This is a genomic window from Limnobaculum zhutongyuii, from assembly GCF_004295645.1.
GTDB lineage: Bacteria > Pseudomonadota > Gammaproteobacteria > Enterobacterales > Enterobacteriaceae > Limnobaculum > Limnobaculum zhutongyuii.
Genome location: NZ_CP034752.1, coordinates 646,277 through 671,574, shown reverse-complemented (window position 1 = coordinate 671,574; position 25,298 = coordinate 646,277). Strand labels below are relative to the sequence as shown.

The 25,298-nt window shown below is 46.1% G+C and carries 18 protein-coding genes; 12 read left to right on the top strand and 6 right to left on the bottom strand.

Annotated features, from left to right (window positions below; genetic code table 11):
* Positions 1-30: 30 nt before the first annotated feature.
* A complete protein-coding gene (pbpC, locus tag EKN56_RS02540; RefSeq protein ID WP_130593570.1) occupies positions 31-2,421 on the top strand; it encodes a penicillin-binding protein 1C in 2,391 nt (796 codons plus the stop codon).
* 1 nt (position 2,422) lies between these two features.
* On the opposite strand, the gene EKN56_RS02535 is transcribed toward pbpC, so the two are convergent.
* Both EKN56_RS02535 and EKN56_RS21590 read right to left on the bottom strand, forming a co-directional pair.
* Complete coding sequence (locus tag EKN56_RS02535) at positions 2,423-3,589, bottom strand: YbfB/YjiJ family MFS transporter (protein ID WP_130590369.1); 1,167 nt, start codon at positions 3,587-3,589, stop codon at positions 2,423-2,425.
* Between the two features lie 439 nt (positions 3,590-4,028).
* Positions 4,029-4,652, bottom strand: a complete 624-nt coding sequence (locus tag EKN56_RS21590; RefSeq protein WP_407656519.1) for a peptidoglycan DD-metalloendopeptidase family protein — start codon at positions 4,650-4,652, stop codon at positions 4,029-4,031.
* 19 nt (positions 4,653-4,671) lie between these two features.
* On the opposite strand from EKN56_RS21590, the gene EKN56_RS21085 reads away from it, so the two are divergent.
* Positions 4,672-4,986, top strand: coding sequence for a hypothetical protein (locus EKN56_RS21085; protein ID WP_246019946.1), 315 nt, complete (start codon positions 4,672-4,674; stop codon positions 4,984-4,986).
* 478 nt (positions 4,987-5,464) lie between these two features.
* On the opposite strand, the gene EKN56_RS02525 is transcribed toward EKN56_RS21085, so the two are convergent.
* Complete coding sequence (locus EKN56_RS02525) at positions 5,465-7,255, bottom strand: DUF4153 domain-containing protein (RefSeq protein ID WP_168189584.1); 1,791 nt, start codon at positions 7,253-7,255, stop codon at positions 5,465-5,467.
* A gap of 897 nt (positions 7,256-8,152) precedes the next feature.
* On the opposite strand from EKN56_RS02525, the gene EKN56_RS02520 reads away from it, so the two are divergent.
* The 4 genes from EKN56_RS02520 (at position 8,153) to EKN56_RS02505 (ending at position 14,772) form a co-directional block, all read left to right on the top strand.
* Positions 8,153-12,598, top strand: a complete 4,446-nt coding sequence (locus tag EKN56_RS02520; protein WP_130590366.1) for a 2-hydroxyacyl-CoA dehydratase — start codon at positions 8,153-8,155, stop codon at positions 12,596-12,598.
* Positions 12,599-12,608: 10 nt separating this feature from the next.
* Complete coding sequence (locus EKN56_RS02515; RefSeq protein ID WP_130590365.1) at positions 12,609-13,355, top strand: hypothetical protein; 747 nt, start codon at positions 12,609-12,611, stop codon at positions 13,353-13,355.
* Between the two features lie 165 nt (positions 13,356-13,520).
* Positions 13,521-14,252, top strand: a complete 732-nt coding sequence (locus EKN56_RS02510) for a DUF6882 domain-containing protein (RefSeq protein ID WP_130590364.1) — start codon at positions 13,521-13,523, stop codon at positions 14,250-14,252.
* 13 nt (positions 14,253-14,265) lie between these two features.
* Entirely contained in the window at positions 14,266-14,772 is a 507-nt protein-coding gene (locus tag EKN56_RS02505) for a hypothetical protein (protein WP_130590363.1), read from the top strand.
* A gap of 88 nt (positions 14,773-14,860) precedes the next feature.
* Here EKN56_RS02505 and EKN56_RS02500 read toward each other — a convergent pair whose 3' ends face one another.
* Both EKN56_RS02500 and EKN56_RS02495 read right to left on the bottom strand, forming a co-directional pair.
* Entirely contained in the window at positions 14,861-16,885 is a 2,025-nt protein-coding gene (locus EKN56_RS02500) for a TonB-dependent receptor family protein (protein ID WP_407656545.1), read from the bottom strand.
* Between the two features lie 231 nt (positions 16,886-17,116).
* Positions 17,117-18,256, bottom strand: coding sequence for an ABC transporter substrate-binding protein (locus EKN56_RS02495; protein ID WP_130590361.1), 1,140 nt, complete (start codon positions 18,254-18,256; stop codon positions 17,117-17,119).
* A 336-nt stretch (positions 18,257-18,592) separates the two neighbouring features.
* Between EKN56_RS02495 and EKN56_RS02490 the strand changes: the two genes are divergently transcribed.
* Both EKN56_RS02490 and EKN56_RS02485 read left to right on the top strand, forming a co-directional pair.
* Entirely contained in the window at positions 18,593-19,366 is a 774-nt protein-coding gene (locus tag EKN56_RS02490; RefSeq protein WP_130590360.1) for an SDR family NAD(P)-dependent oxidoreductase, read from the top strand.
* Positions 19,367-19,438: 72 nt separating this feature from the next.
* Entirely contained in the window at positions 19,439-20,476 is a 1,038-nt protein-coding gene (locus EKN56_RS02485; RefSeq protein ID WP_130590359.1) for a LacI family DNA-binding transcriptional regulator, read from the top strand.
* Between the two features lie 265 nt (positions 20,477-20,741).
* Here the strand turns inward: EKN56_RS02485 and EKN56_RS02480 are convergent, their stop codons facing one another.
* On the bottom strand, positions 20,742-21,257 hold the full coding sequence (locus EKN56_RS02480) for a periplasmic heavy metal sensor (RefSeq protein WP_130590358.1): 516 nt from the start codon (positions 21,255-21,257) through the stop codon (positions 20,742-20,744).
* A 235-nt stretch (positions 21,258-21,492) separates the two neighbouring features.
* Between EKN56_RS02480 and EKN56_RS20820 the strand changes: the two genes are divergently transcribed.
* The 4 genes from EKN56_RS20820 to EKN56_RS02465 all read left to right on the top strand — a co-directional run bounded on the left by EKN56_RS20820 (position 21,493) and on the right by EKN56_RS02465 (position 25,262).
* Entirely contained in the window at positions 21,493-21,639 is a 147-nt protein-coding gene (locus EKN56_RS20820; protein ID WP_168189583.1) for a hypothetical protein, read from the top strand.
* Positions 21,626-23,425, top strand: a complete 1,800-nt coding sequence (locus EKN56_RS02475; RefSeq protein WP_246019944.1) for an ATP-binding protein — start codon at positions 21,626-21,628, stop codon at positions 23,423-23,425. Before EKN56_RS20820 ends, EKN56_RS02475 begins: the two co-directional genes overlap by 14 nt.
* Positions 23,412-24,758 carry a sigma 54-interacting transcriptional regulator gene (locus tag EKN56_RS02470; RefSeq protein ID WP_130590357.1) on the top strand — a complete coding sequence of 449 codons (1,347 nt, stop codon included), beginning with the start codon at positions 23,412-23,414 and terminating at the stop codon, positions 24,756-24,758. The genes EKN56_RS02475 and EKN56_RS02470 overlap by 14 nt, the downstream gene beginning before the upstream one ends.
* 138 nt (positions 24,759-24,896) lie before the next feature.
* Positions 24,897-25,262 carry a 5-carboxymethyl-2-hydroxymuconate Delta-isomerase gene (locus tag EKN56_RS02465; protein ID WP_130590356.1) on the top strand — a complete coding sequence of 122 codons (366 nt, stop codon included), beginning with the start codon at positions 24,897-24,899 and terminating at the stop codon, positions 25,260-25,262.
* Positions 25,263-25,298: the final 36 nt, after the last annotated feature.

Below are 25,298 nucleotides of genomic sequence, written 5' to 3'. Positions count from 1 at the left end.
ACGCTTACTGTGAGTCGCTTATGCAGCACAATGGGTAGCCGGATAGTCAATGCCATACGCAGGCAACTACAACCGGCTACCTTTAAGCGCAACCTGCAAAACCTTCTGATGGGCGTATTTCTGCTGGCGCTGTTTTGTATTGGTTTTCGCCTGTGGCCTCACCCACCGCTTTCTCAGGGCTTGCCCCTTTCTACTGCCTATTACGACCGTCATGGTTCGCTACTGCGTTTCTCTTTGGCTAATGATGACCGTTACCGGCTGTGGACCAAGCTGGAAGATATTTCACCGTTGGTGGTTGAAGGCATTCAACTGCATGAAGACCGCTGGTTTAATTATCATCCGGGATTTAACCCTTATAGCCTGATTCGCGGCTTCTGGGTCAGCTACATCAGCGGAGGGCGACAGCAGGGAGGTTCAACGCTGACCATGCAGCTAGCCCGAATGCACTGGCAGCTCAACACCAAAACCCCACAGGGTAAACTGGTGCAAATTGTAAGAGCGATTCAACTGGAACTCAGTTATTCAAAACGCGATATTCTGGAAGCCTATCTGAACTATGCTCCCTACGGCCGTAATATTGAGAGCATCGGTGCCGCCAGCCTCATCTACTTTGATAAACAGCCCAAGGATCTGACGCTACCGGAAGCCCTGACGCTTGCAGTTTTACCTCAGTCCCCCAGTTATCGTATTGATGTCAACACCGGCATTGTTGGAGAGGCGCTAACCAAAGCACGCAACCAGCTTTATCAACGCTGGCAGGTAGAACATCCATCAGATAACAGAATGTCAGCCCTGTTCCAATTACCGCTCTCTTTGCGTCAGCCAGAAAAACTGCCTTTTATCGCCCCCCATTTTGTTGAGCAAATACAGCAAGATAAGCAGCGTCGGGCAATAGCCAGTCAAAGAGTGACGACCACGCTGGACAGTAACTTACAGCTACTGGTTGAAAAACAGGTTAACGCCTTTATTGAACGCAATCAGAACAAAGGAATACATAACAGCGCCGTTTTACTGGTTGATACACGGGATATGGGGATCAGAGCCATGGTTGGTTCCGCGGATTACCATAACCGCAACATTCAGGGGCAGGTCAATGGAACCAACGCCAAACGCTCCCCCGGCTCTACGCTAAAACCGTTCATTTATGCCCTCGGCCTGGAGCAAGGCATACTCCATCCAATGACCATACTGAAAGATGTCCCTTCATCTTTCGGTGCTTATGCGCCGGAAAACTTCGACCGCCGCTTTCTTGGCCCTATTTCAGCCACCGATGCACTGAACTACAGCCGTAATATTCCCGCGGTTTATATCTCTTCGCACCTGAAACAGCCCAACCTTTATCAGTTTCTACAATTGGCGGGCATCTCAAATCTGGCCAGTGAAAAACACTATGGCTTATCTTTGATTTTGGGCGGTGGTGAAATTACCGTGCAGGAACTGGCGCGGCTCTATTCCATGTTGGCGAACCGCGGTGAACTAAAACCTTTGCGTCTGGAACAATCGACACCTGCCACTTCATCAGTGCGTCTGTTAAGCAATGAGGCCAGCTTTATTACGCTGGATATGTTGAGCCAACACCGCAGACCGGGAGATACTTTAGCCCAACAACCCACGTCGCTGCCGGTTTACTGGAAAACAGGCACCTCATGGGGGTTTCGCGATGCCTGGAGCGCCGGAATTTTTGGCCCTTATGTTTTGATTGTCTGGCAGGGTAATTTTGACGGTAAGGGTAATAATGCGTTTATTGGTGCGGATGCCGCAGCCCCGCTGTTTTTTAATATTATTGATAGCATACAGGCTGACTATCCGGCGTTAAAAGAGCCCAACCGTGGGTTGCCACCTGATATTAAGCAGGTAGAAATTTGTCTGGCCAGCGGCGACTTACCTACCCCCTGGTGCCAGCGTAAGGGGAAAACCTGGTTTATTCCCGGTAAGTCACCGATTAAAGTGGATACGGTTTATCGACCTGTAGTCATCGATAAAGCCAGCGGTCAGGTTGCCTGCCCGCCTTATCGGGATGAAGACGTCACTACCGAAATATTTGAATTCTGGCCTTCCGATTTAGCTAACGTATTTGCCCAAGCCGGATTACCTAAACGTACTCCCCCTTCTTCCGCCCATTGCAAAATAAGTGGAATAGTCACTACCGGACAAGCTCCACGTATTACATCGCCATTACGCAATACCACCTATACGCTGCGTAATGTTAAGCAACGCAATGACCCTATCGTTTTTAGCGCGATTACCGATGCGGATACCAAAGTTATTTACTGGTTTGTGGATGATATCTATCTGGGAAATACCGCCAGTAAACGCACCATTGAGTGGCGACCGGTCACCAGTGGACGCTATCGGGTACGCGCCATAGACGATCGGGGGCGGGCAGACAGCAGAACCCTGAACGTTGAATTGATCAACTAGATTAAGCCTCTGCGCCTTCCTGTTCAGATTGTTTAACCTTTTCAGGCCATACCAGAAAACCAGCCAATAGCAGTGCCAGTGCGGCAATATACAGTGCTGGTTCCAGCCGATGAGTTAATGTGGTGGACAACGCGGACAACACCGGACCAACCAACTGCCCCACGGCATAGCCAGTAGTGAGCAAACCCGCCATATAACGTGCATAGTCCGGCGCCAATTCCCTGCCATATTGCAGAGCAAGCTGAACCACACACAAAAATGCGCCGCCAACCAAAGTCGCACCTATCACCAACCCACTGATTCCCGGCACCAACTCAGCACAGGCAATACCGATGGCCTGTAACCAAAGGGCAATGGCTAAACGTACTGGCGTAGGGGTACTAAAATAGTGACGAGTCATAATCCCAATGGCAATCCCCACCACCGAAGCCGCGCCAAAAACCGGCCAGACAAATTGAGCAAACAAGCTGTCCGGAAAACGCTGAACCGCCATTTGAGATAAAAAAGTAGCCGGAAGAATATAACCAAACCCTGCCAGACTGTAGCTGAGAACCAGACGTTTTACCTGTCGCGTCATCACCAATGGCGATTGAACGGCTCCGCCGGCTCGATGTAACTCGCCTTTACGTGGAAAATTGACGGTGACGCAGGCAATCAAAATCAATGCGATGCAGCCATAACCAAACCAGGCCATCTGAGCGTCCCAACTAAACGTATGGAACAGTACTGCCAGCATGCCACTAAGAAAAATTCCGGCTCCCGGTCCGGCAAATACTGCCGCCGCCAGTGCCGGTTTTCCTAACGTTAATAATCGTTCATTAGTCCAGGCGGCAACCATCACCAGACCCCAGCCGCTGGCCCAGCCAATAGCAAAGCGAATCAGGCTATGCCAATAAATACCGGATACCACCCCTGATAACAGGGTCAGCAGCACCGCGCCCCAAACGCCACCCCACAAGCGATATTCCACATGGCGGGAAGAACGCATGGCATCATAAGAGCCACACAAGTATCCCAGATAGTTAAAAGCCGCGACAACACCTGCCCCAGTAAGAGAAAAATCACCTTCAGCCAACATCAAAGGAACCTGGGGCGTGAAAGCAAAACGCCCAATTCCCATCGCTACGACCAAAGCAATAAACCCACTGAAAGCAATACGCAACGCCATCGTTGTCTCCCGATATGTTTAAGGCAGCGGTATAACTATAGTTGAGATTCTAAGCAGAAATAGAAACGAAAGGCGAGCATGCGAGGAATATCACTTATTATTCATTGGGTAGTCATGCTTTCATCTTTTCATAGTACGCCAGAATTCAGCCTACAACAAAATGGGCATAACAGTACCCAAATAACAAAAAACCAGCCTTAAGCTGGTTTAGAATTTCTGGCAAAATCAATCGGAGGGAGAGACCGCCGTTGGGGTCGTAGCAGCTTTAGCTGCCAGACAAACAGGCAAAGCCTGTTTGAACAGCGCTCGCGCTGGCCCGACGCGCTCCGGACCTAAGTACTGATGGTCTTCCGGCCGGGCATAACGGCAATATGTGCAACATCGTTATTACGGCCGGAATATTCTCGAAATCAAAAACGTTCTGATTCAAAAAAATATTTTAATCCGCTGACTTCTGCGCTCTCATCGTATAAAGAATCCGCCCTTCACCTAACGAACGATACTCAATATCACGACTGGGTTTAGCAAATCCGCCTTCTTGTCCCTGATAGCTGGCGAACTGAACGTCACGAGTCTTTGAATTACCGAACGGGTTTCTGCCTGTATTGCCACTATTACTTGCAACACGGGTATTATCATAACCACCGTTAGGTAAATTGAAATTATTCACCAGAACCAAATCGCTGGAAAGTGGATCCACAGCACGATCATTGACTCTCAACTCATAGTGCAAGTGAGCACCGGTGCTGCGACCGGTATTGCCCGATAAGGCAATCTTCTGACCACGACTTACTTTTTGCCCCGGCTGCACCATCAGCTTACTCAAATGCATATAGTAAGTTTCATAGCTGTTCTTATGGCGAATTACAATGTAATTACCCGCAGACGGACTGTATTTAGCAATAACCACTTCGCCTTCACCCGTAGAGACTACGGTTGAACCAATGGGCATTGAAAAATCAATTCCTTCGTGTGGAGCACGCTTACGTGTAACCGGATTTAAACGGTAAGGATCAAACTGGGATGTCACTTTAAAAGGCTCAGCCGTTGGGTAGCGAAACATCGCGCTACTGCTAGGGCCCGTGGCTAAACTGTATGACTTAGCACCAGCAATGTTGGTCGAAGACAATCTTTCAGATGATACTTTGGTTGTTTTGGTCTTAGCCGTTTTTGTACCTGAAGATTTGGTTTTCGCCGTTTTAGTGACTGATACTTTTTTATCTGATGCTTTTTTACTTTTGGTATCTGTAGATTTAGCGGCTGATGCCGTCTTGGTACCAGAAGTTTTAGTATTCGATGTTTTAACGTTAGACGTTTTGGTTTTGCTATCAGCCGACTTAACCGAAACTTTCGCCGTTGACGCTTTATTTGATTTGCTACTTGAACTACTGCTCTGAGAAGCAAAAGAACTACTTGTTACCAATAACAGACAGCATCCAATAGCCTGACAAAATCGCTTATTAGAAACTTTCTTTATTATATTAAATCCTGCTGACATTGCACCTGTACCCCACTACAAACATCCATTTTCTATTGTGGATTCCGATTCAGTAATAAACTAAGTGTGCATTGTGCACTATTCGAACCAAGATTTGCGTATAATTTTGTAAATATCAGGGATAACCTCAACAAAAATTGAAGTTAGAAAGAGAGTGATAATAAATTTTTTATACAAATCAAAGAATAGCTTTACCCCTATTTATAATAAAAAATTTCACCCCAGAACCAGTTGTTTAGCGAAATAAGCCGCTAAACAGGTTATAAAATCGCTCAAAATTGTAGTAATTTAGTAAAATCTTAATATATCTCTACCAAACTACGATTTTCATATAATTAATCTCAATCAAAACTAATAATTAATGAATGTAATTATCTTCAGTCCGCCTCTGGATAATAGATCTTAACCGGCTCATTACCAACTTCAGCATCGTGCCATTGCTTATTCTTTGTTTTCACATTTCCCGCTCTCAGCGCCTGCTCAAAATAAGCGACATTGACCGTTGTCGGAGGGAAATAGGCATGACCAATATTCCGCCATTCTTCACGCAGCTTAGCAAAAACATGACAGCTGATATCTGAACCACGTTCAATATGGCATAGTAAGTATTCAGATATACCATCCTGATTTAAATCCAGTGAATTAACGATACACACATCGCTATCGCGCAAACATAAATCAACATCAACCTGTTGATTATTTTGTAACATGTTCCACCAACTCTCTTCCGGCATTGATGTACTTTCCGCGAGCACCAATTTTTGCTGTATAAAATCCGCTGTGAATTTTGGCTGTATCTCTTTCAACTCATCAAGCTCGCCATTAGTTTCCCAGCGGTTATGCTCCGTCATCATTTTTTCCAGTCGCTGCTTACGTTGTGTATTGCTGACAAACTCGGTGTCCTGATAGAGAAATATCAGCGCTTCCTGACCACGTTTACCGGTGTTAAAACGCAACAGGGTCAGGTCCAGATTATTTGCTGCCACTCTGCCAGATAAATAGCGCTCCATTTGATCGTTAACGCTAATACGGTAAGGGTCAATCAATGGTGTATTAACTAAAATTAACAGCACCACACAGCCAGGAAGCAAAATCCGATTAATCATGCCTAATGGATGTAACCAGCTTTTCCGACTACGTATTACCGCAATGGCATAGCCACAGGAGAAAAAGAACGATACGATGATTACCAGATATCCCCATACCCGGACCGGTGTCCAACCATACTCATTCACACGAATGGAAATAGCGTACAGCGCCAACCCCGCATACAAAGGCAAAACCAATAATGATGCATTAACCATCATTCTGACTGGGGTTGAATATGGCGGTATTTTTAATCCACTTTTATAAACGATATTGGTTGCTGTAATCAGCAGACCTACCATGATCATTAATAACGCCGAAGGTGACCAGGCTCCGGATAACGCATCCAGACCAACAAATGGCAAAGTCGTGATAAATATTAACGCCACAAAAGAGAGCACAGGCAACAGCCCCTTAACCATAAGGGTTAAAAGATTGCGTACTGCTTTCATCAAATGAGTCTGAAGGCGGCAGGTTCTAATTCCTACCCCAACCAAAAAACCATTGATGGTATAAATAAACAGATTGTTTCTGAAAAATAGATGATGGAAAAAATGAATATCTAACTGTTTAAACAGCTCAACGCATAACCACAAAATTCCCCAAAAGAGAACTATCAGCAATAGCGTGAAAATAACAGTGATGGCATTAGTACATAGGTGATCGTAAATAGTGGCATAGCTAACATGCCACTGCTTATTCTTAATACACGTCTGTAACCAGGGAAGCGCAATGAACACCAATACGCACAATGAACCGAGATAAGGCACAACAACACCGTCATATTGACTAATGTTATCTACCTCTTCCACATTCCAGTTGACCCAGGTAGTCGTGAGTAAAATGACCACTACGCAAATCGCCAGATTCTGCCATAGATAACGGTCTTTCAATCTCACAATAGTAAAAGCAAACACCAAAGGTAATACCAGCAAGAGCGCTTGCCAATATAGGATCGTGCTCTGTTGCAACAGCAACGAACTGATGCTGCCATGGTGAATCATATAGGTTAAAAAACCCTGCAGTATGCAGACAAATATGATGAAAAAGCGACTCAGTCTGGGTAAGGAATTATCACTCATAATGGCTGATTCCATCTGCCTGAAATAAAGTGAATAACGTATGGTGTTATCGATGGAGCTTATTACAACATCCCTGCCCCAAATCAATATCCGTTATTATCACGTAACAAAACTTTAAACCTATTTTAGTCGCTTCAAATTAAATAACGTACTGTACTTACGTGATATAGCAACGCAACAGAACCAAATACCCCTTAAAATATCTTAGTTATTTTGGATAACCGACCAATAGCGATCATAATGACTTGATATGGTTGAAATTTTGATCATTTATTTTGCAAAAACTACACGTTAATTATTTTGAAAGGCAATTGATCATAGAAATTCAAAATAAAATAATGTAGCCACATAAAATCGTCATATAAATCAAATGATTTAATCAGGACAGGAATTGTTTTATTGTAAAATACGATGAGTATCAGAAAAATAGCAGCAAGAATAAGATTTCACCAACAATAATTTCAAAAGTAATGATTACACATTAAGTTAACATTTATATTTTATCCATATGTGCGTTATTCCTCTGACAAAAAAAGGTCTCTCAGAGAGAGAAATCGCCTAACCTTTTGAGTTACCGGTCTCTTTAGACATAAAATTCTAGCAAGCGTCAAAATTGCCATTCATCTATCTGTAGAAAGCCCCCACATTTAATGGTAGCTTATCGATTAATTACATAAACATAAGTTATTTTTATCCTTGGACAACGATTGAAAAATTGAAAGGCACAGGATGAAGAACGCTATGGTTATTAAGATGTGTACAGGCCGTACCTGATAGCCAGCGTTATTCTCAGCCAAGCGTTACATTCCGGCTGTTTTGATTTTCAGTGAGATCGTCAACAAGTCCGCACTCTCTAATCGATATGGGATCATTTTTTAGAGGAGGTTGATTTACACCATGGCGTTTTATACTCCAGGTCATTATTTTGCCGGAATCGATGTAGGTTCAACGACGGTTAAACTGGTGCTACTCGATCAACAGCAGCAGCTTATTTATCATGACTACCAGCGTCACTTTTCTGATATCCGTCAAACACTGCTTGCTCTACTCGAACAGGTACAGCAGAAATACCCAACGATTTCCATCACGCCCGTCATTACCGGTTCCGGTGGCCTGGCGCTATCCGATTTATTAGCGATACCTTTCGAACAAGAAGTCATTGCCAGTTCTAAAACCATCACTACTCTGGTACCGCAAACTGATGTCGCAATAGAACTCGGCGGGGAAGACGCCAAAATTACCTATTTCGACCACCATAGCGTCGATCAGCGTATGAATAATAGCTGCGCTGGTGGCACCGGGGCTTTTATCGATCAAATGGCCTCACTGCTGGAAACCGATGCCGCGGGCCTGAATCAACTGGCTAACCAATATCAGACCATCCATCCTATTGCGTCCCGCTGTGGTGTTTTTGCCAAAACTGACGTTCAGCCATTAATTAATCAGGGCGCAGCAAAAGAGGATATTGCCGCATCAATTCTGCAGGCGATCGTAAACCAAACCATCAGTGGCCTGGCCTGCGGTAAACCTATTCGGGGAAAAGTGGCTTTCCTGGGCGGCCCCCTCTACTTTTTGGATAACTTACGTAAGCTGTTTATCAAGACACTACGCCTGAAAAAAGATGATGTTATTTTCCCCGAACATCCACAGTTGTTTGTGGCGATGGGCGCGGCATTACTGGCCAGACAGCAGGGAGATAGTCTGCCATTAACGCAGCTTATCGACCGCTTGCGTAGTGCACGGGAAAATACGGTTAAAGAGGTCGACCTATTACCCCCGCTATTTAATAATCAGGAAGATGTCGGGCAATTCCGTCAGCGTCATGCACAAGCTAACGTTAAACGTCTGCCGTTGGAAAGCTATTGCGGCAAAGCTTTTCTCGGTATTGATTCTGGCTCCACCACTACCAAAATTGCCATGATTGGCGAACAGGGTGAGCTGCTGTATGACTTCTACGGTAACAATAAAGGCAATCCGCTGAATATTGTCTGTGAAGTCATACAGGATATTTACCGACACCTACCGCAACAGGTCACCATCGCTAAAGTCGCCACCACTGGTTATGGTGAGCAACTGATTAAAGCCGCTTTCCGTGCCGATATTGGCGAAGTGGAAACCGTTGCCCACTATAAAGCCGCAGAACAGTTATTGCCCGGCGTAGAGTTTATTCTGGATATTGGCGGGCAGGATATGAAGTGCCTGTATATTCGCGATGGCGTTATCAACAGTATCTTACTCAATGAAGCCTGTTCTGCCGGATGTGGTTCTTTCATTGAAATGTTTGCCCGCTCGCTGAAAATTCCGGTAACGGAATTCTCGCAGCAGGCACTGCTTGCCACTCACCCCGTGGATTTAGGTACCCGCTGTACGGTATTTATGAACTCAAAGGTGAAGCAGGCGCAAAAGGAAGGCGCTACCGTTGCCGATATTTCAGCGGGCCTCTCCTACTCAGTAATTAAGAACGCCCTGTATAAAGTCATCAAACTAAAGCAGTTAGATATGCTGCCGAAAAAGATCATGGTTCAGGGTGGCACCTTCTATAACGAAGCGGTACTTCGCGCCTTCGAAAACCTGACGGAACGCCATGTTACCCGAGTCGATATCGCCGGATTAATGGGTGCTTATGGTGTCGCTTTAGTTGCCAGAGAATTGGGACAGCAAGATAGCCAACCTACGACTTTGCTACTGCCTGATGAACTGATTAATTTTGACGTTGAACAGAGCAGTGATCGCTGTCGGGAATGCAATAACCAGTGCATGCTAACCGTCAATACCTTTGATGATGGTCGGGAGTTCGTTTCCGGTAACCGTTGCGAAAAAGGGGCGCGAATTGAAATCACCCCCAGCCGATTACCTAACCTGTATGAGTATAAAGAGCATCGGGTATTTGACTATAAATCTCTGGCAAAAGAGCTGGCACCAAATGGCACGGTCGGGATCCCCCGGGTTCTCAACCAGTTTGAGAACTACCCGTTCTGGCATACCTTTTTTACCGAACTGGGCTTCCGGGTGGTATTGTCCCCCCCTTCTACCGAGCGCCTCTATCTGAAAGGAATTGAGACGATTCCATCAGAATCGGCTTGTTACCCTGCCAAACTGGTTCACGGTCATATCGAGCATCTGCTTGACCGAAAAGTTGATCGTATATTCTTTCCATCAGTGACCTATGAATGGCAAGAGGATAAGGGCAGCGATCACCACTTTAACTGCCCAGTGGTCAGTACCTACTCCGAAGTTATTCGCACCAACATGGACCCAATAAGCCATGGCGATATTCCATTCCATAATCCGTTCATCAACTTTAACCATCTGGAATCCGTGGAAAAGGTGCTATTTGATGAGCTGAAATCGCTGGGGCTTAAACGTAAAGCGGTCAAAAAAGCAGTACAGGCTGCCTGGCAAGAGCTACAGGCGGTACGTGATGATATCCGCAATAAAGGAAAGGAAGTGGTGACATGGCTGGTGGAAAATAACCTCCCGGGCATTGTGCTGGCCGGTCGCCCTTATCATGTTGACCCCGGTATTCATCACGGTATTGACCGAATTATTATTGAAGAAGGCATGGCGGTACTCACCGAGGATAGCGTGGCTCACTTAGGTGAGTCCTTGCTGCAACGTCCTTTACGGGTTGTTGACCAGTGGGCCTATCACTCTCGCCTCTATGCAGCAGGAGCCTACGTGGCAGCCAGCCCTCAGTTAGAGCTGGTACAACTTACTTCGTTTGGCTGTGGGCTGGATGCATTAACATCCGATCAGGTAGAGGAAGTGCTGAAAGCGGCCAATAAGGTTTATACCCTGATAAAAATTGATGAAGGGGCAAACCTGGGGGCGGTACGCATCCGTATTCGTTCATTAAAAGCGGCCATGACCGCTCGCCGCCTGCGTGGCGTTACCGCGACCGATACCCCTTACAAATCGAAAAGAAGCGCATTTACCGAAGAGATGCGCAGTACCCACACTATTCTGGCACCACAAATGGCGCCAATGCATTTCGATTTGATTCAGTCAGTGTTCCGCTCTGAGGGATACCGCCTGCATGTCCTGCCGACCGTCACTAAATCAGCCATTGAGCAAGGTCTGAAATATGTGAATAACGATGCCTGTTACCCCTGCGTATTAGTAACCGGCCAAATCGTTGATGCGTTGCAAAGCGGTGAATTTGATGCCGAAACCAGTGCGGCCATTATCACCCAAACCGGGGGAGCCTGTCGGGCAACTAACTATATCGCCTTTATTCGTAAGGCACTGGAAGATGCCGGTTTTCCACAGGTTCCGGTCATATCACTGAGCGCTTCAGGTCTGGAAGAGAACCCCGGTTTTCGCTACAGCTTTAGTATGATTAAAAAAGCTGTCATGGCGGTAATTTATGGCGACTTGCTGATGCGCACGCTGTTTCGTACTCGCCCTTATGAAGCTGAGGCGGGTTCTGCACAACAACTGTATGAACACTGGAACCAACGGGTTAAGCAGAATCTGGAAGGTGAAGGCAGCATGGGGCAATTTAAACAGGATGTGGCGGATATCGTCGCCGATTTTGATCAGTTACCCCTGCTGGCGGTACGCAAGCCAAAAGTAGGCGTAGTGGGTGAAATCCTGGTGAAATATCATCCTGGTGCCAATAACGATTTGGTTGGCCAGATTGAAGCCGAAGGCGGTGAAGCAGTCGTACCGGATATGCTGGACTTTTTCCTCTCCTGCACTTACGGTACCCGCTATGACCGCCAGCAGTATGGCCTGAATTTTCTGAGTATGGCGCTTAATCAGGCGGCCACGACCACCATTGAGTGGATGAGAAAATCCGTTAATAAAGCGCTAAAACGCAGTCAGCGATTCAGTGCACCTCCGGCGATTGCCGAACTGGCCTCCATGGCAGAAGAGGTAGTTTCCTTAGGTAATCAGGCCGGTGAGGGCTGGCTATTGACCGCAGAGATGTTGGAACTGCTGGAGATGGGCGTCAGTAACATTGTTTGCGTTCAGCCATTTGGCTGCTTGCCAAACCATATTACCGGCAGAGGCGTTATCAAAAGTCTGAAACAGCGTTATCCGACAGCAAATATTTTTGCCATTGATTACGATCCGGGAGCCAGTGAAGTTAACCAACTTAACCGATTAAAATTGATGATGTCTGTGGCACAAAACGCGATTGATGTTCGGGTCGCGAACAGTGAAGGTGAAAAAGGCTTAGGCTTTGGGAGTCCTACCGCCCAAAACCCTCCACCAGCTAACCATCAGTACCGGTTCAGAAATGAGCCGGTATCTTTTAGTCATAGAAGGACAAATGGTTCAAATAGCCAGATGCTGTCTGAACGCGTCTTCCCACGGAACAGGGTTATGCCCATTTAAGGACAAGATAATGAAAAAGTTTTCCCTGCTGCTGTTACCGGTATTGCTCTCCGGCTGCGTGGCTTCTGGCCCTTCATCTCCGGCAGTTGAAGCCTCTACCATTGTGCCAAACTCCATCATTCATCTGGACGATAAGATGAATGCCATGAGAAAAATAACGCTGACCAATGGCCAGGAGCATCAGCTGTGGTTTAACTACGACTGTACCAACAAGAAAATCTGGTCGCTATATCGCGATCAATATCAGAACGGCAAACTGCAACAGCGCTATTACGGTTATGGCAGTGGCACGCGTACCTCCCAATATACGGCTCCTGTCCTGATTGGTGGTGGTGCAGAAAACCCACAACAGGAAGCGGATATTGCCGCCATTTGCCAGATCAAAAGCATGAAAGTGAGCTGGGTTACGCTGTCTGAAAACAACGCATCTGATTATCGTCTGCTATTCGACCAAAAAAATAGCTCACGTAAAGGCGATCTATTTATGGCGAGATTAGGATTTCAGTTCAGCAAGAACCAATATATCTCTGCCTATAATGCGCCTTACTCACTTACCGTTGAAGACCATATATTTAATTGTAAAACTCAGGAAGATACCGTGGTCGCTACCTTTAATGTTGATCGGGAAAACTTTATTACTAATGCCGATATTGGTCGTCCATCCATTGCGGCCAGTGATACTCATCAGAACGTCGCTAAAAAACACCTGATCGCCATGTGTAAGGTGAATGATCTGAGTAACTACAAAAATAAATAAAATCAATTTATTAAATTAATAATATTTATCTCCCGGTTTAGTATGACTCTCAATACACTAAGCCGGGTGAAAAATACCTGTTAAAACTACCTGCATGAATAAATGATGTCAGCCAAATGGATTATTATTAGAATATTTGAATAACCATTTTATACGGACATCAGAATGAATCTCTTTCGAAAACTTTTCGGCAATAAAGAAAAGTCAGCCGCCCATCAAATACACCAATTTGAAGGCGAGTCAGCCTGTAAAAACCAGCAGGAATTACTGGAAAGATACGGTACCATTGCGTTAGAAAAGCAGAATACCTTGGGTAATATAGTCGAAGACTTATCCTGGGAAACAGACCTAGAAAAAGGCACCATTCAGTTCGCCGGTAAGGCGACATTTCCGATGCAAGTGCTGGGAACGTTGTCCCACTCTTCTGGAACATGGATGTGGGCATGGGCTAACGCGAAGTCGGATATTCCCCCCAATTTATTACAGCAATCACTCATCCTGAAGCAGTATGGTGAAGATAACGCTATTGATATTCTCACTAACCCGGAATTTGCCGCAGACGATCGTGATTTACATGTTATCGGCATGATTGCTTCAGGTATGTTCAATAACAGCGGTTATTATCTGGCAGACTACGGGCGTGGCATCATGTGCGTTACGATCAAATCTGAAGATATCGATCTGGATTATCACAACAGCCATCTTGATGCCTTGAGCACATTCCCCCGAATGATCTCCCTTTACGATATTAACCATCGTCGCGCTCTAATCTGTTATTTAAAGCAAAATGGTTATCAAATCACCGAGAATGGCGCACAGCTCACTGCAGTTCGCAATGATGAAACCATCACCGCATCGTTTGACGATCTTAACCGGTTATCACAGCTGAATGGGTAATTAGATAATAGCCATGGCAAAATTTAATTGTCGTTGTGGATATACCATTTCTGATGGTCTCGAATATATGAGCAACAGGGCTCACTATATTGCCAATCAGGATTATTGGGATCTGTTGGATAAATTGGAGCCAACCCAGGCATGGGAAGAAAACGCTCACCATCTGGCCCAATATTGCAGGCAAATCTATCAGTGTCCTCAGTGCAATAATTTAATATTTTTTGCTAAAGGAAGCCGTTTTGATTTTAACCCATTATCCGATAACACAAATAATTTGCTGTCTTCATATTTAGGCACACAGTGGAAAGGAATGCTAAGAGGTCACTACCGGAAGAATACGGGAGAAGTCTTCTGGCAAACCAATTTAGAAAGTGGATTTAAGCAGGGCCTGACACAAGCTGAACTTGAAGCGCTTTATTACCGTAAATTTGAACAATTAAATGCTCAACAGATATTGCGCGATGCCTTTTTAGAGATCGATGGTGAAACAGTTCATAAGTTTGATATCAATAAAATCTAACAATGATATATCTGTAGCTTTGTTCTTTATTGGTTAGTTCTGTAGAAACAGAGGGAGAAATATATCTCCCTCTGTTTCTGTAACTTGTTTAAAACGCTAGCGAAGCCTGTACAAAATAGATCCGTGGGTCGCCAACATACTTGCCAAAGTTATTATCATTGGAACGCGTGTAATAGCGCTGATCAAACAGGTTCTTCACGCCGGCGCCTACTTTCAGGTTTGATACCTGAGGGCCAAAGTCATACTCACCACGGAAATTCCATACCATGTAGCCAGGGATATCACCGAACTGACCATCGGCACTCTCCTGTGTAATGTAGTTCGGTCCGGTTCCCGGTGAACGCTGTTTCGACTGGGCGTAGCTGTCAACATTCCATACCCAGTTCCCCGTTTGATAGCGAGAGCCGACAGTCACAACAGAACGGGAGTAGAAAGGCAAATCTTTACCTGCAAAATCACCGTTATCGCTGGTCGCTTTGGTATAAGAGTAACTGCTGTAAATACTCGCGCCGTCTAAAGCACGGCTGAGATCGCTGAGATCATAAGTTAGTGCTAACTCCAGTCCCTTATGTTTTGTAGCACCCAGACTGGTCCAGCCAACGGTATTGCTGATGTACTGTAGCTGATTGTCGAAATCGATATAGAACAGAGTGAATTCGCCAGTCCAGACGGTGTCATCAAAGCGAGTACCTACTTCATAGGTATGTGCTTTTTCGGCACTCAACCCCGGAGCCGGATCGTTACCATTTCCCCCTTTAGATAACTGGAAGTACTGCATGCTACCAAAGGAAGTGCTGGCGTTAGCAAACAGCTTCCATTCGTCAGTCAGATGGTACATCGCATTCATTGAAGGCAACGGCTCGCTGTAGTGCTCTTTGCGGTGTGTATCGGCAAACGAATCATCAACATGCGTTCGGATATTCTCATAGCGAATCCCCGGAATCAGAGTCCAGTTTCCCACGTTAATGGTATCGTCCAGATAGACAGCATGCGCTTCGGTTCCACCCGAGGTGTGCTGGTAATAATCGGTAGCGTCCGGTGCCGAAGTAATAGTAGCCGGGTTATACCAACCGGAGCGGTATGCTTTCTCGTCCATTGTCTCTTTCAGATAGCGATAACCTACGGTTATCTCCTGAGTCGCATACTGGTGATGAAACACCTGTGAATAGCTTGGTTCAATGCCGTAGGTGGTGTAATTCCGAGGATAAGTCACCATACGCTTTTTACCCGCACTGGCACCACTGCCCTCAGACTCAATACCGCTCCCCCGGTAGCTATCAGTATAGTAAGAGAGCAGTTCAAACTGGCGATCGTCTTCCTGATGTTTATATTTTAATGAAACATCTTTACGACGGCCGCTAAATTCATCATAGGGTCGGGTAACCTGGAATGGGTCGTCAGCATATTGTGCACTGGTTAATCCACCGGGCATACCGGATTGTGCATCATAATAATGGAAGTTTGCCGCCAGCTGATCTTTCTCCGTCAGGGCATAGCTGGTTTTTAACATCACATCATCAATATCTGTATTGTCATTACTTGCCCGATAGCCCTGCCCGTGTAGTCCTGAGTAGAGTAATACCGCACCAAAACCGTTATCTGCCGTTCCTCCCACCGAGGTGCTGGTCAGCGTTTTTAATCCGCCCTTTCCTGCCCCCTGAGTTTGCACGCTGGCATCTCCGCCAAATTTTTTCGGAATTGATTTAGTCACAAAATTGATAACACCACCCACGTTTTGTGGCCCATAGCGTACTGAGCCGCCGCCGCGTATCACATCTACCGACTGTAAATTACCAATCGAGAGCGGAGCCATAGATAATTGAGGTTGACCATATGGCGCTACCGCCAGCGGTACTCCGTCCATCAAAATGGTGGAACGCGGTGAAAGACGAGCCGTTAACCCCCTAACCCCTACGTTTAGAGAGATATCACTACCTCCGGTACCGTTGCTATCCCGAACCTGTACCCCAGGAATCCCACGCAATACATCAGCGATGGTTTCACTGCCTTTCTCTTTCATTTTCTCTTCCGTGACAATGGTTCGGGCACCGGGATGGTTGAGCAATATGGAACTATTATCCTGGGCATCCAGCCAGTTACCAACCACGGTCATCGTCTCCTTCAGACCTGATGAGTCAGAATCAGTAGATTCTGTTACTGCATATGCAGAATGAGCCAGCAACACTGAGCCAGCCAGCAGAGATAAACGAAACATTGAGGACATTCTCGGACCTTAACGGGGAGATATTAATTGAATGCTTATAATAATCATTATCAGTTGCATGTAAAGATAATCACAAACAAAAAACGTGCTGAAACCCTTATTCCAGCACGCTTTGCAGGGTTATTTAGCATTAATCCAAAATAGCCCCTGATACTCCAGAGAAGAGAATTCGCGGTGCATCATTTTTAGATCGGCTAATGGGTCGAGATCCGGGAACAGCGTTGGATGAAGAAATTTAGCGATCGCCTCCACGGCAGCAATATTAAATGGGCTATCGTAAAACTGATGATAAAACGCCATCACTCGTCCCTCTTTCACCGCAGTGAGTACCCGCTGACTACGACGTTCCATTAATCCCTTCAGCATCTTTTGGGATATTTCCTCATCAGCACCATATCCCAAAGGAATAGAAACCGAACCTTTATGGGCGCTGCTCCAGTCTGCTGCGGTCATCAGATAAAAACGAGGCTGGCTAGTAATAAGCTGTTCTTCGTTAATCTCACCGCCCATGGTTTCAAACCACTGGCTTCCCAGGTTATTACCTCCGGCAGCCTGAATAAACTCACCAAAATTGCCTTTACCAAAAGTATGACAACAGCTTTCTGTACCTGTCATACCGGCATGGCGTTCAATAAATACCGTTGGCCGCTGCTGGGGAGCGAGTGTAGCAATCCGCTGTTGAATCAATGATAAACGCTGTTGGTAAAAAGAGATGTACTTTTCTCCATTTTTCTCTTCCCCGAATACCTTGCCCAACAATCGAATACTGGCAACGGTATTGGTCAACGGTTGCTGGCGGAAATCGATAAAAATCACCGGAACGCCTGACTTTTCCAACTGATTCAGCGTACCGCTATCCCTTAATTTACCCAGCAAACCGGTATCAAATATCACCAGGTCGGGCTTCATTTTCAACGCCCGCTCAACGCTGAAATCAGAAGCATAGGGATTGGCAAATACCGGAACCTTATCTATTGCCGGAAATTTTTTGCTGTACGCCTGTGCCATATCCGGCACTTTTACTTGTAATGCATTATCCCAGGCGATAATGCCATGCAGAGGATTTTGTGGATTCAGAATATTCAAGGCCACCAACGCCCTACTGTCTGCCAGTATGACTCGCGATACTGGCGCATTTAGCGTTACCTGCCTGTCGGCAATATCGGTCACCGTGATGGATGAAGCAAAACACGAGAAGGAAAAAGTCAGTGCGACCAGCAGCACCAACCGGTTTAAAACAGACAGTACAGGACACAGCATTGAATGACTCTTTAATCACAAGATGGTAATGAGAATGATAATTCATCTCTTTTGCTAAAACACCTAAAACAAGTCCACTGACTTATCAGGGTTTTTAGCTAAAAAATCACGATTGTGAGGCTAACATCGTCGATTATCTGAAAATCACAAAAAAGTATCGGCTATTTCTACCGATACTTTTTTCCGTCCAAAGGCGTTCAATAGATCTTTTTGTAGCACTTTATGATATTGAGTGTATCGTTACACCAAACAAAAAAACGAAACGGGTAAACATGCCATGAATAGTCAAAGCGTGTTCTGCCGACTTAACTGAAGATGAAAACAGGAAACAGACTTATGTTTAACGATCTCCAAGGTAAACGTGTTCTTATCACCGGTTCCACCGCAGGTATTGGTCTGGCAGCGGCTAAAGCATTCATCCGCAGCGGAGCAAAAGTGGGTATTAACGGCTCGCGTAATGAAAGCTGCCAGAAAGCCAGAGAAGAGCTGGCCGCATTGGGTGGAGACGTCGAATACTTTGTTGCTGACGTATCCAAATCCGAACAGTGCGAAAAGCTCGTCAGTGCGTTTGTTGAACGTTTTGGTGGAATGGATGTACTCATCAATAACGCCGGTGGCTTAGGTGGTCGCCGTGGGTTAGAAACGATCGATGATGAGTTTTACGACCACGTTATGAACCTTAATGCCCGCTCAGCTATGATGGTGACTAAGTTTGCCATTCCTCATTTGCGTGCGGCGGCAAAAGCCAGTGGAAAAACCACGTCAGTCATCAGCAGCGGTTCTATTGCCGGACGCGAAGGTGGCGGTATGGGTGCCAGCCTCTACGCCAGCTCTAAAGCCTGGTTACACAATATGCACCGCAACTGGGTAAAAGAGTTCACCAAAGACAACATTCGTTTTAACGTGGTTGCGCCGGGCAGCATTGATACCGCATTTCACAATGACAAGAGCCAGGAACTGATTGAAAAAATCAGCTCAACCATTCCAATGGGTCGCTTTGGTACCAGTGAAGAAGTCGCACCAACCTATCTCTTTCTGGCATCTCACGCCTGTAGCGGTTACATTACCGGTCAAATTATTGACGTTAATGGCGGCCAGATGGCACCTTAAGCGGTTGCTGGTTGGCAAATGAGTATCGACAGCCCGGTGTTTTCCGGGCTGTTCGCTATAAATCGGGGAAACATGGCAAACATACGTGATGTAGCACAGCGCGCTGGGGTTTCCGTCAGCACCGTATCTAACCTGCTCAATGGCCGAACTAATCGCATGAGGCCAGAAACACTGGCGCGAATTGAAGCTGCCATTATCGAATTGCAGTTTTCTCCTAATCGCGCTGCCCGCCAGCTAAAAACCGGACAGGTGAACATGCTGGGGTTACTGGTTCCCTCCATCGTGAACCCCAGTTTTGCTGAATTGGCCCATGAAATAGATATCGCTGCCAAACAACACGGCTATCGAGTCTTATTAGGTAATACATACCGTAATCAGGAAGAGGAACGTACCTTCCTTAACGATCTGCTTTCTCAGGGGATCCGAGGCATGATTGTTGTTTCTACCATGACCGAGCAATCTCATTTTCATGATGCGATTGCCCGTGGGTTAGTGATGGTCAATTACGATATGCAAACTCACCCCGACTCGCCAGAGCGCTCAGTGATTGGCGATAGTATTTCCATGGATAACTTTCAGGCGGGAAAAATTGCAGCTCAGCACCTGATAGATCGGGGCTGCAAAAATATCGCCTTCGTCACTGAAAGCGGTAAAACCGTGAGCCGAATGAACCGAATTAGCGGTTTTATCAACGCCGCCCAACAGTCTGGTTTATCAGATCATTATCGCATTATCGAAGGCAAAGCCCGCTCGGGTTATGGTGATGCCGAAATGACCGAATTGGGTAAAGCGTTGGCAAAAACCATTAGCCAGCAACCAACACCACCGGACGGTATCGTTGCGGTTAACGATGTGATGGCCATTGGCCTGATTGCCGGTTTTCGTGCTTCTGGCATTCGCGTGCCTGAAGATATCTCGGTAGTGGGTATCGACAATACCTTCCTCACCAGTCTGGTTACACCGGCGTTAACCTCTGTTGCTCCACCGCTCACCGAGATTGCGACCGTGATGGTCGACCGACTTATCGCCCGGCTGGATAATCCAGCCATTGAAGTAGAGGAATTTTTGTTTTTACCGGAGTTGGTGATTAGAGAATCAGTCGTTGGTTAGCTCTTTCAACTATAAAAAGTTACAGAGATAAATTGGGTGCTGTTGGAAAGTTTTTTATTTCAGACTCAGTGGATATTCCGGCCGTAAAAGCTAAATACCTATATCACTAATGTGCCCGGCCGGAAGACCATCTGTACTTAACATCGATGTGCGTCGGGCCTAGCCGGGCTAGGGGCACTTCGTTGGCTTACGCCAAGTCGACCCCAACGCCCGTCTCTCCCGACGATTGACTATTTAAAAACCATTACTCATCGAACAATAACAATTAACGGCATCCTCTTCCACCGTGCATACCCTGACCACTATGCATACCTTTACCACCCATGTGGTCGCCCATTCCCATACCCATGTGGCGGCCTGTCATTGGCATACCGGCTTTAGCCATTTCAATGTCCATTGCAACGCGGTTCTGGTGAAGAGCATTACGTAATTCATCGATCTCTTTACTTACCGCCTGAACCTTCTGCTCATCCAGCGGATTACTGGTTAACAGCGCTTTGTATTCATAGTTTTTAGACATCATTTTCTGACGCAGGTCAGCACTTTTAGTCTGGAACTCATTGAATATTTTCTGGCTGGTTGCTTGCTGCTCTGGCGTCAGGTTAGCCATAAAGCCACGGTGATAACCCTGACCTTGTTTCATTCCGTTATGTCCCATCATTGGCTGACCATTCATAACTGGCTGAGGTGCGGTTTCGCTTTGTGCCATAGCAACACCACCAAATCCGGTCAGGGCAGCAAGCGAAAGTACAGCAGCAATAGCAGTTTTATTCAGAGTCATAATTAATTTCCTTCTGTTGGTGTATCAATAAATAAGTGAAACGTCACTCTGTGGTTTAATCTGATATTGCAACTGGCGTGCCAGTTTTGCTCTGGCACGAAAATTGAATGGCTATAGGCACGCTTTAAGATACGTAATCTGGCCGTCAGAGCGCATTACAGCAGGCATTCACCCTAACCGCTGCGCTTTTATCGGTTAATCAATAAATTTTAGTTACCCTTGGCTTGAGGTTTGAATGATGAGATATGGTCAGGAAGATCGGGTAATTATTACCCGTTCAGTTTATAGTGTGAGTAATTATTACCCGCATGATACGTTAACCATGTCCGGTGATGATCTTCCTCACGCCAACGAAAAGGATACCTGTAGTGAAAGCGCTTAAGTGGAGACCGGGGCTACCCGCCATTTTACCCTCATGGTTCTTTATCGGCTCCGTCATTATTCTGATTGCCGTCATTATTACCGTGACGCTCAAAGATCTGAACCGGGGGCGTGATATTGAAATTCAAACGCTGCTGGAAAAAAGCACGGTATTAATACGCGCTTTCGAATCAGGTACCCGTACCGGAATGGGAATGCGTTGGCGTCACGACCAACGACAAACGCTACTGGAAGAGATGGCCTATCAACCCGGTATTCTGTATATCGCTATTACCGATACTTCCGGCAGGATCCTGGCCCACAGCGATCCGGATAAAGTAGGCTCTCAGCTTTACACCCTACAGGAAATGCAAAATCTGCATGTGGCTCAAACGGAACAGTGGCGCATTACACCTTTTGCTGACGGGCAAGACAAACATCAAAACGCCTTTGAGGTCTATCGTTTCTTTAAACCATTGAAACGTATGGCTGGCCATCGCATGCATATGGGGAACAAAAGGCCGGACACCTACTGGTCTGATGATATCGAGGATGAAGATCAGGATCGTAATGTGATCTTTACCGGCTTTGATACCTCCACATTAGAAGCCTCACAGGCAAAAGACATTCGCAATACGATAATCTTTCTGTCTATTCTTGGTCTGTTGGCCTTAGCCAGCATACTATCGCTATTTTGGGCCAAACGTTACCAGCGCTCCAGCCGTCAGTTACAGGACTCGAAAGCTTTCTCAACCGAGATCATCAGCAATTTGCCAATTGGATTAATCACCACCAACGAACACCGGCAAATTAGCGTGGTAAACCATACTGCAGAAAAAATTCTCGGACACAGCGCTATTGGGCTGTCTGGCCGTAATATCAAACAGGCGCTTCCCGACAGCTGGAACCAACTGGCTGGCAGTGAGCATAACCATCAGCCGGTGATAGAGCGCGAAATTAACTATACGCTGAGCTCGGGTCAGACCATCCCTCTTAGTATCAGCGTGGCTAACATCGTTAATAACAGCGGAAACTTTTTAGGTAACGTGTTTATCTTCCGGGATATGCGTGAAGTTCGCCAGTTGCAGGAAGAGATTCGGCGTAAAGAAAAAATGGCTGCTATCGGTAATCTGGCCGCTGGCGTTGCACATGAAATCAGAAACCCACTCTCCTCGATTAAAGGCTTTGCTAAATACTTTGAAGGTCGCTCAGAACAAGGCAGTGAAGAGCAAGAACTGGCGAAAGTCATGGCAAAAGAAGTTGACCGTTTAAACCGGGTTATAACCGAACTACTGGAACTGGTTCGCCCAACTGACTTAAGAATTCAGCGGGTGAATATTTGTGATGTGATTGAGCACTCACTTCATCTGATACGTCAGGATGCAGAAGCGAAACATATCAACATTCTGTTTAATGTTGAGCCCGATTTACCGCTGGTTGATATCGACCCGGATCGCTTTACTCAAGCGCTGCTAAACCTTTATCTGAATGCAATTCAGGCTATTGGCAGCAACGGTACCCTGGAAGTTCATCTGAATATCAATGCGGATTCAGAGCTACAGATCGTCATTAAAGATTCAGGAAAAGGTATTCCTGCTGACGATCTGACCAATATTTTTAACCCATACTTTACCACTAAAGCCTCTGGCACCGGCCTTGGCCTGACGGTGGTTCAAAAAGTGGTGGAAGAGCATCAGGGTAAAATAAGCGTTACCAGCCAACTCTCAACGGGCACCAGCTTTGAGCTGACGATTCCAGTGAAACACAGCCCATCAATACAGGAGGCATCTGACCATGACTACTCATAAAGCTCATATTCTGGTTGTTGATGACGATCTGAGTCACTGCACGATTATTCAGGCACTGATGAAGGGCTGGGGTTATCAGGTTACGCTGGCTCATAACGGCCTTGAAGCGCTGGAACAGGTCAGGCAAACGCCATTCGACCTGATTCTGACCGATGTTCGCATGTCTGAAATGGATGGTATTGAGGCATTGAAAGCCATCAAAGCCTACAATCCGGCAATTCCTATTTTGATTATGACGGCCTATTCAAATGTAGAATCCGCCGTAGAGGCCATCAAAGCCGGAGCATACGATTATCTCACCAAGCCACTGGATTTCGATATGTTGCAGCTAACGATCGAACGGGCGCTGGAGCACACGAATCTCAAAACGGAGAACCAGCAGTTACGCCAACAGCTAACGGTGGATAATCCAAATATGATCGGGCGAAGTCCGCAAATGCGACGGCTGATGGAAATGGTAGCGATGATCGCCCCCTCAGAAGCAACGGTATTGATATGTGGAGAATCAGGCACCGGTAAAGAGTTGATTGCCCGCTCAGTTCACGCCTACAGCTTACGTAAAGACCAACCGCTGGTGATCGTTAACTGTGCGGCTCTCAGTGAGTCTCTGTTGGAATCAGAGCTGTTTGGCCATGAGAAAGGTGCCTTTACCGGAGCCGATAAGCGTCGGGAAGGCCGCTTTATGGAAGCAGATAAAGGTACGCTGTTTCTGGATGAGATTGGTGAGGTCTCTCTGTTGATGCAGGCTAAGTTGCTGCGGGCCATTCAGGAACGGGAAATTCAGCGAGTTGGCAGTAACCAAACGTTGTCGGTGGATGTACGGCTGATTGCCGCTACCAACCGTGACCTCAAGGCCGATGTGGAAGCTGGAAAATTCCGTCAGGACCTCTACTATCGCCTTAATGTCGTTACCGTCGATACCCCAGCTTTAAGAGAACGACGGGAAGATATTCCTCCACTGGCGATGCATTTTCTGGAGAAGTTTGCTCAGCGTAACCGTAAGTCGGTGAAAGGCTTTACACCGCAGGCCATGGATATGCTGCTGAAATACAACTGGCCGGGTAATGTTCGCGAATTAGAAAATACGATTGAACGTGCGGTTATTCTGCTGACCGGTGACTTTATCAGTGAGAAAGAGCTACCGTTAAGTATTAACCAGTTCGCAGAAGAGCATCCTCACAGCCTTGATTTGGATAAACCTATTCAACCGCTGGAACTGGTAGAAAAAGAGGCCATTTTAACCGCGCTGGAGAAAACCGGCGGTAATAAAACCGAAGCGGCTAAACAGTTGGGTATTACCCGAAAAACGCTGTTGGCAAAACTGCAAAAGTAGCCAGCATTATCAGGATTGTCTGGGGCGTCAGGATAAGCGCCCCTACCCTATGTTTTCATTGGATTTATTCGTGCCAAATGCCACATTATCCGGTATATATAAATAAAACTGAAAAAACTCATAACGGAACCTTACTCAATGCCTCAAATTCATATCACTTATACTCCTAACCTGCCGTCACAATCACAGTTAGAGTCTTTTGTTATTCAGATCCATCAATCGGTATTACCGCTAATTTCATCTGATGCCTCTAACTTTAAAACCTACCTTACCCCAATAGAGAGATCGGTAATTGGCCTGGCAGATAGAGAAAAAGCCGTGATGCACATTGATTTCAGAATGTTTGCCGGACGCAGTGCCGCTATCAAACAGGACGTGGCAAAAACCATTCTGGCGCTGGCAAAAAGTACCTTTTCACAGCCAAATGGTGTTGAAACAGAAATTACGTTAGAAGTAGGAAATCTGGATAACGATAACTATCATAAAGTTATCGTTAATCAGTAACTATCGCTGGTTGATACAGAGTATACCGGTAACGCT

Bases quoted from the DNA above. Each gene is read 5' to 3' on its own strand.
- EKN56_RS02470 (WP_130590357.1), top strand. From the start codon at position 23,412: ATGACTACTCATAAAGCTCATATTCTGGTTGTTGATGACGATCTGAGT.
- EKN56_RS02485 (WP_130590359.1), top strand. From the start codon at position 19,439: ATGGCAAACATACGTGATGTAGCACAGCGCGCTGGGGTTTCCGTCAGC.
- EKN56_RS02505 (WP_130590363.1), top strand. From the start codon at position 14,266: ATGGCAAAATTTAATTGTCGTTGTGGATATACCATTTCTGATGGTCTC.
- EKN56_RS02535 (WP_130590369.1), bottom strand. From the start codon at position 3,589: ATGGCGTTGCGTATTGCTTTCAGTGGGTTTATTGCTTTGGTCGTAGCG.
- EKN56_RS02520 (WP_130590366.1), top strand. From the start codon at position 8,153: ATGGCGTTTTATACTCCAGGTCATTATTTTGCCGGAATCGATGTAGGT.
- EKN56_RS21590 (WP_407656519.1), bottom strand. From the start codon at position 4,652: ATGTTTCGCTACCCAACGGCTGAGCCTTTTAAAGTGACATCCCAGTTT.
- EKN56_RS02495 (WP_130590361.1), bottom strand. From the start codon at position 18,256: ATGCTGTGTCCTGTACTGTCTGTTTTAAACCGGTTGGTGCTGCTGGTC.
- EKN56_RS02480 (WP_130590358.1), bottom strand. From the start codon at position 21,257: ATGACTCTGAATAAAACTGCTATTGCTGCTGTACTTTCGCTTGCTGCC.
- EKN56_RS20820 (WP_168189583.1), top strand. From the start codon at position 21,493: ATGATGAGATATGGTCAGGAAGATCGGGTAATTATTACCCGTTCAGTT.
- EKN56_RS02510 (WP_130590364.1), top strand. From the start codon at position 13,521: ATGAATCTCTTTCGAAAACTTTTCGGCAATAAAGAAAAGTCAGCCGCC.
- EKN56_RS02465 (WP_130590356.1), top strand. From the start codon at position 24,897: ATGCCTCAAATTCATATCACTTATACTCCTAACCTGCCGTCACAATCA.
- EKN56_RS02525 (WP_168189584.1), bottom strand. From the start codon at position 7,255: ATGAGTGATAATTCCTTACCCAGACTGAGTCGCTTTTTCATCATATTT.
- EKN56_RS02500 (WP_407656545.1), bottom strand. From the start codon at position 16,885: ATGACCGTGGTTGGTAACTGGCTGGATGCCCAGGATAATAGTTCCATA.
- EKN56_RS02515 (WP_130590365.1), top strand. From the start codon at position 12,609: ATGAAAAAGTTTTCCCTGCTGCTGTTACCGGTATTGCTCTCCGGCTGC.
- pbpC (WP_130593570.1), top strand. From the start codon at position 31: ATGGGTAGCCGGATAGTCAATGCCATACGCAGGCAACTACAACCGGCT.
- EKN56_RS02490 (WP_130590360.1), top strand. From the start codon at position 18,593: ATGTTTAACGATCTCCAAGGTAAACGTGTTCTTATCACCGGTTCCACC.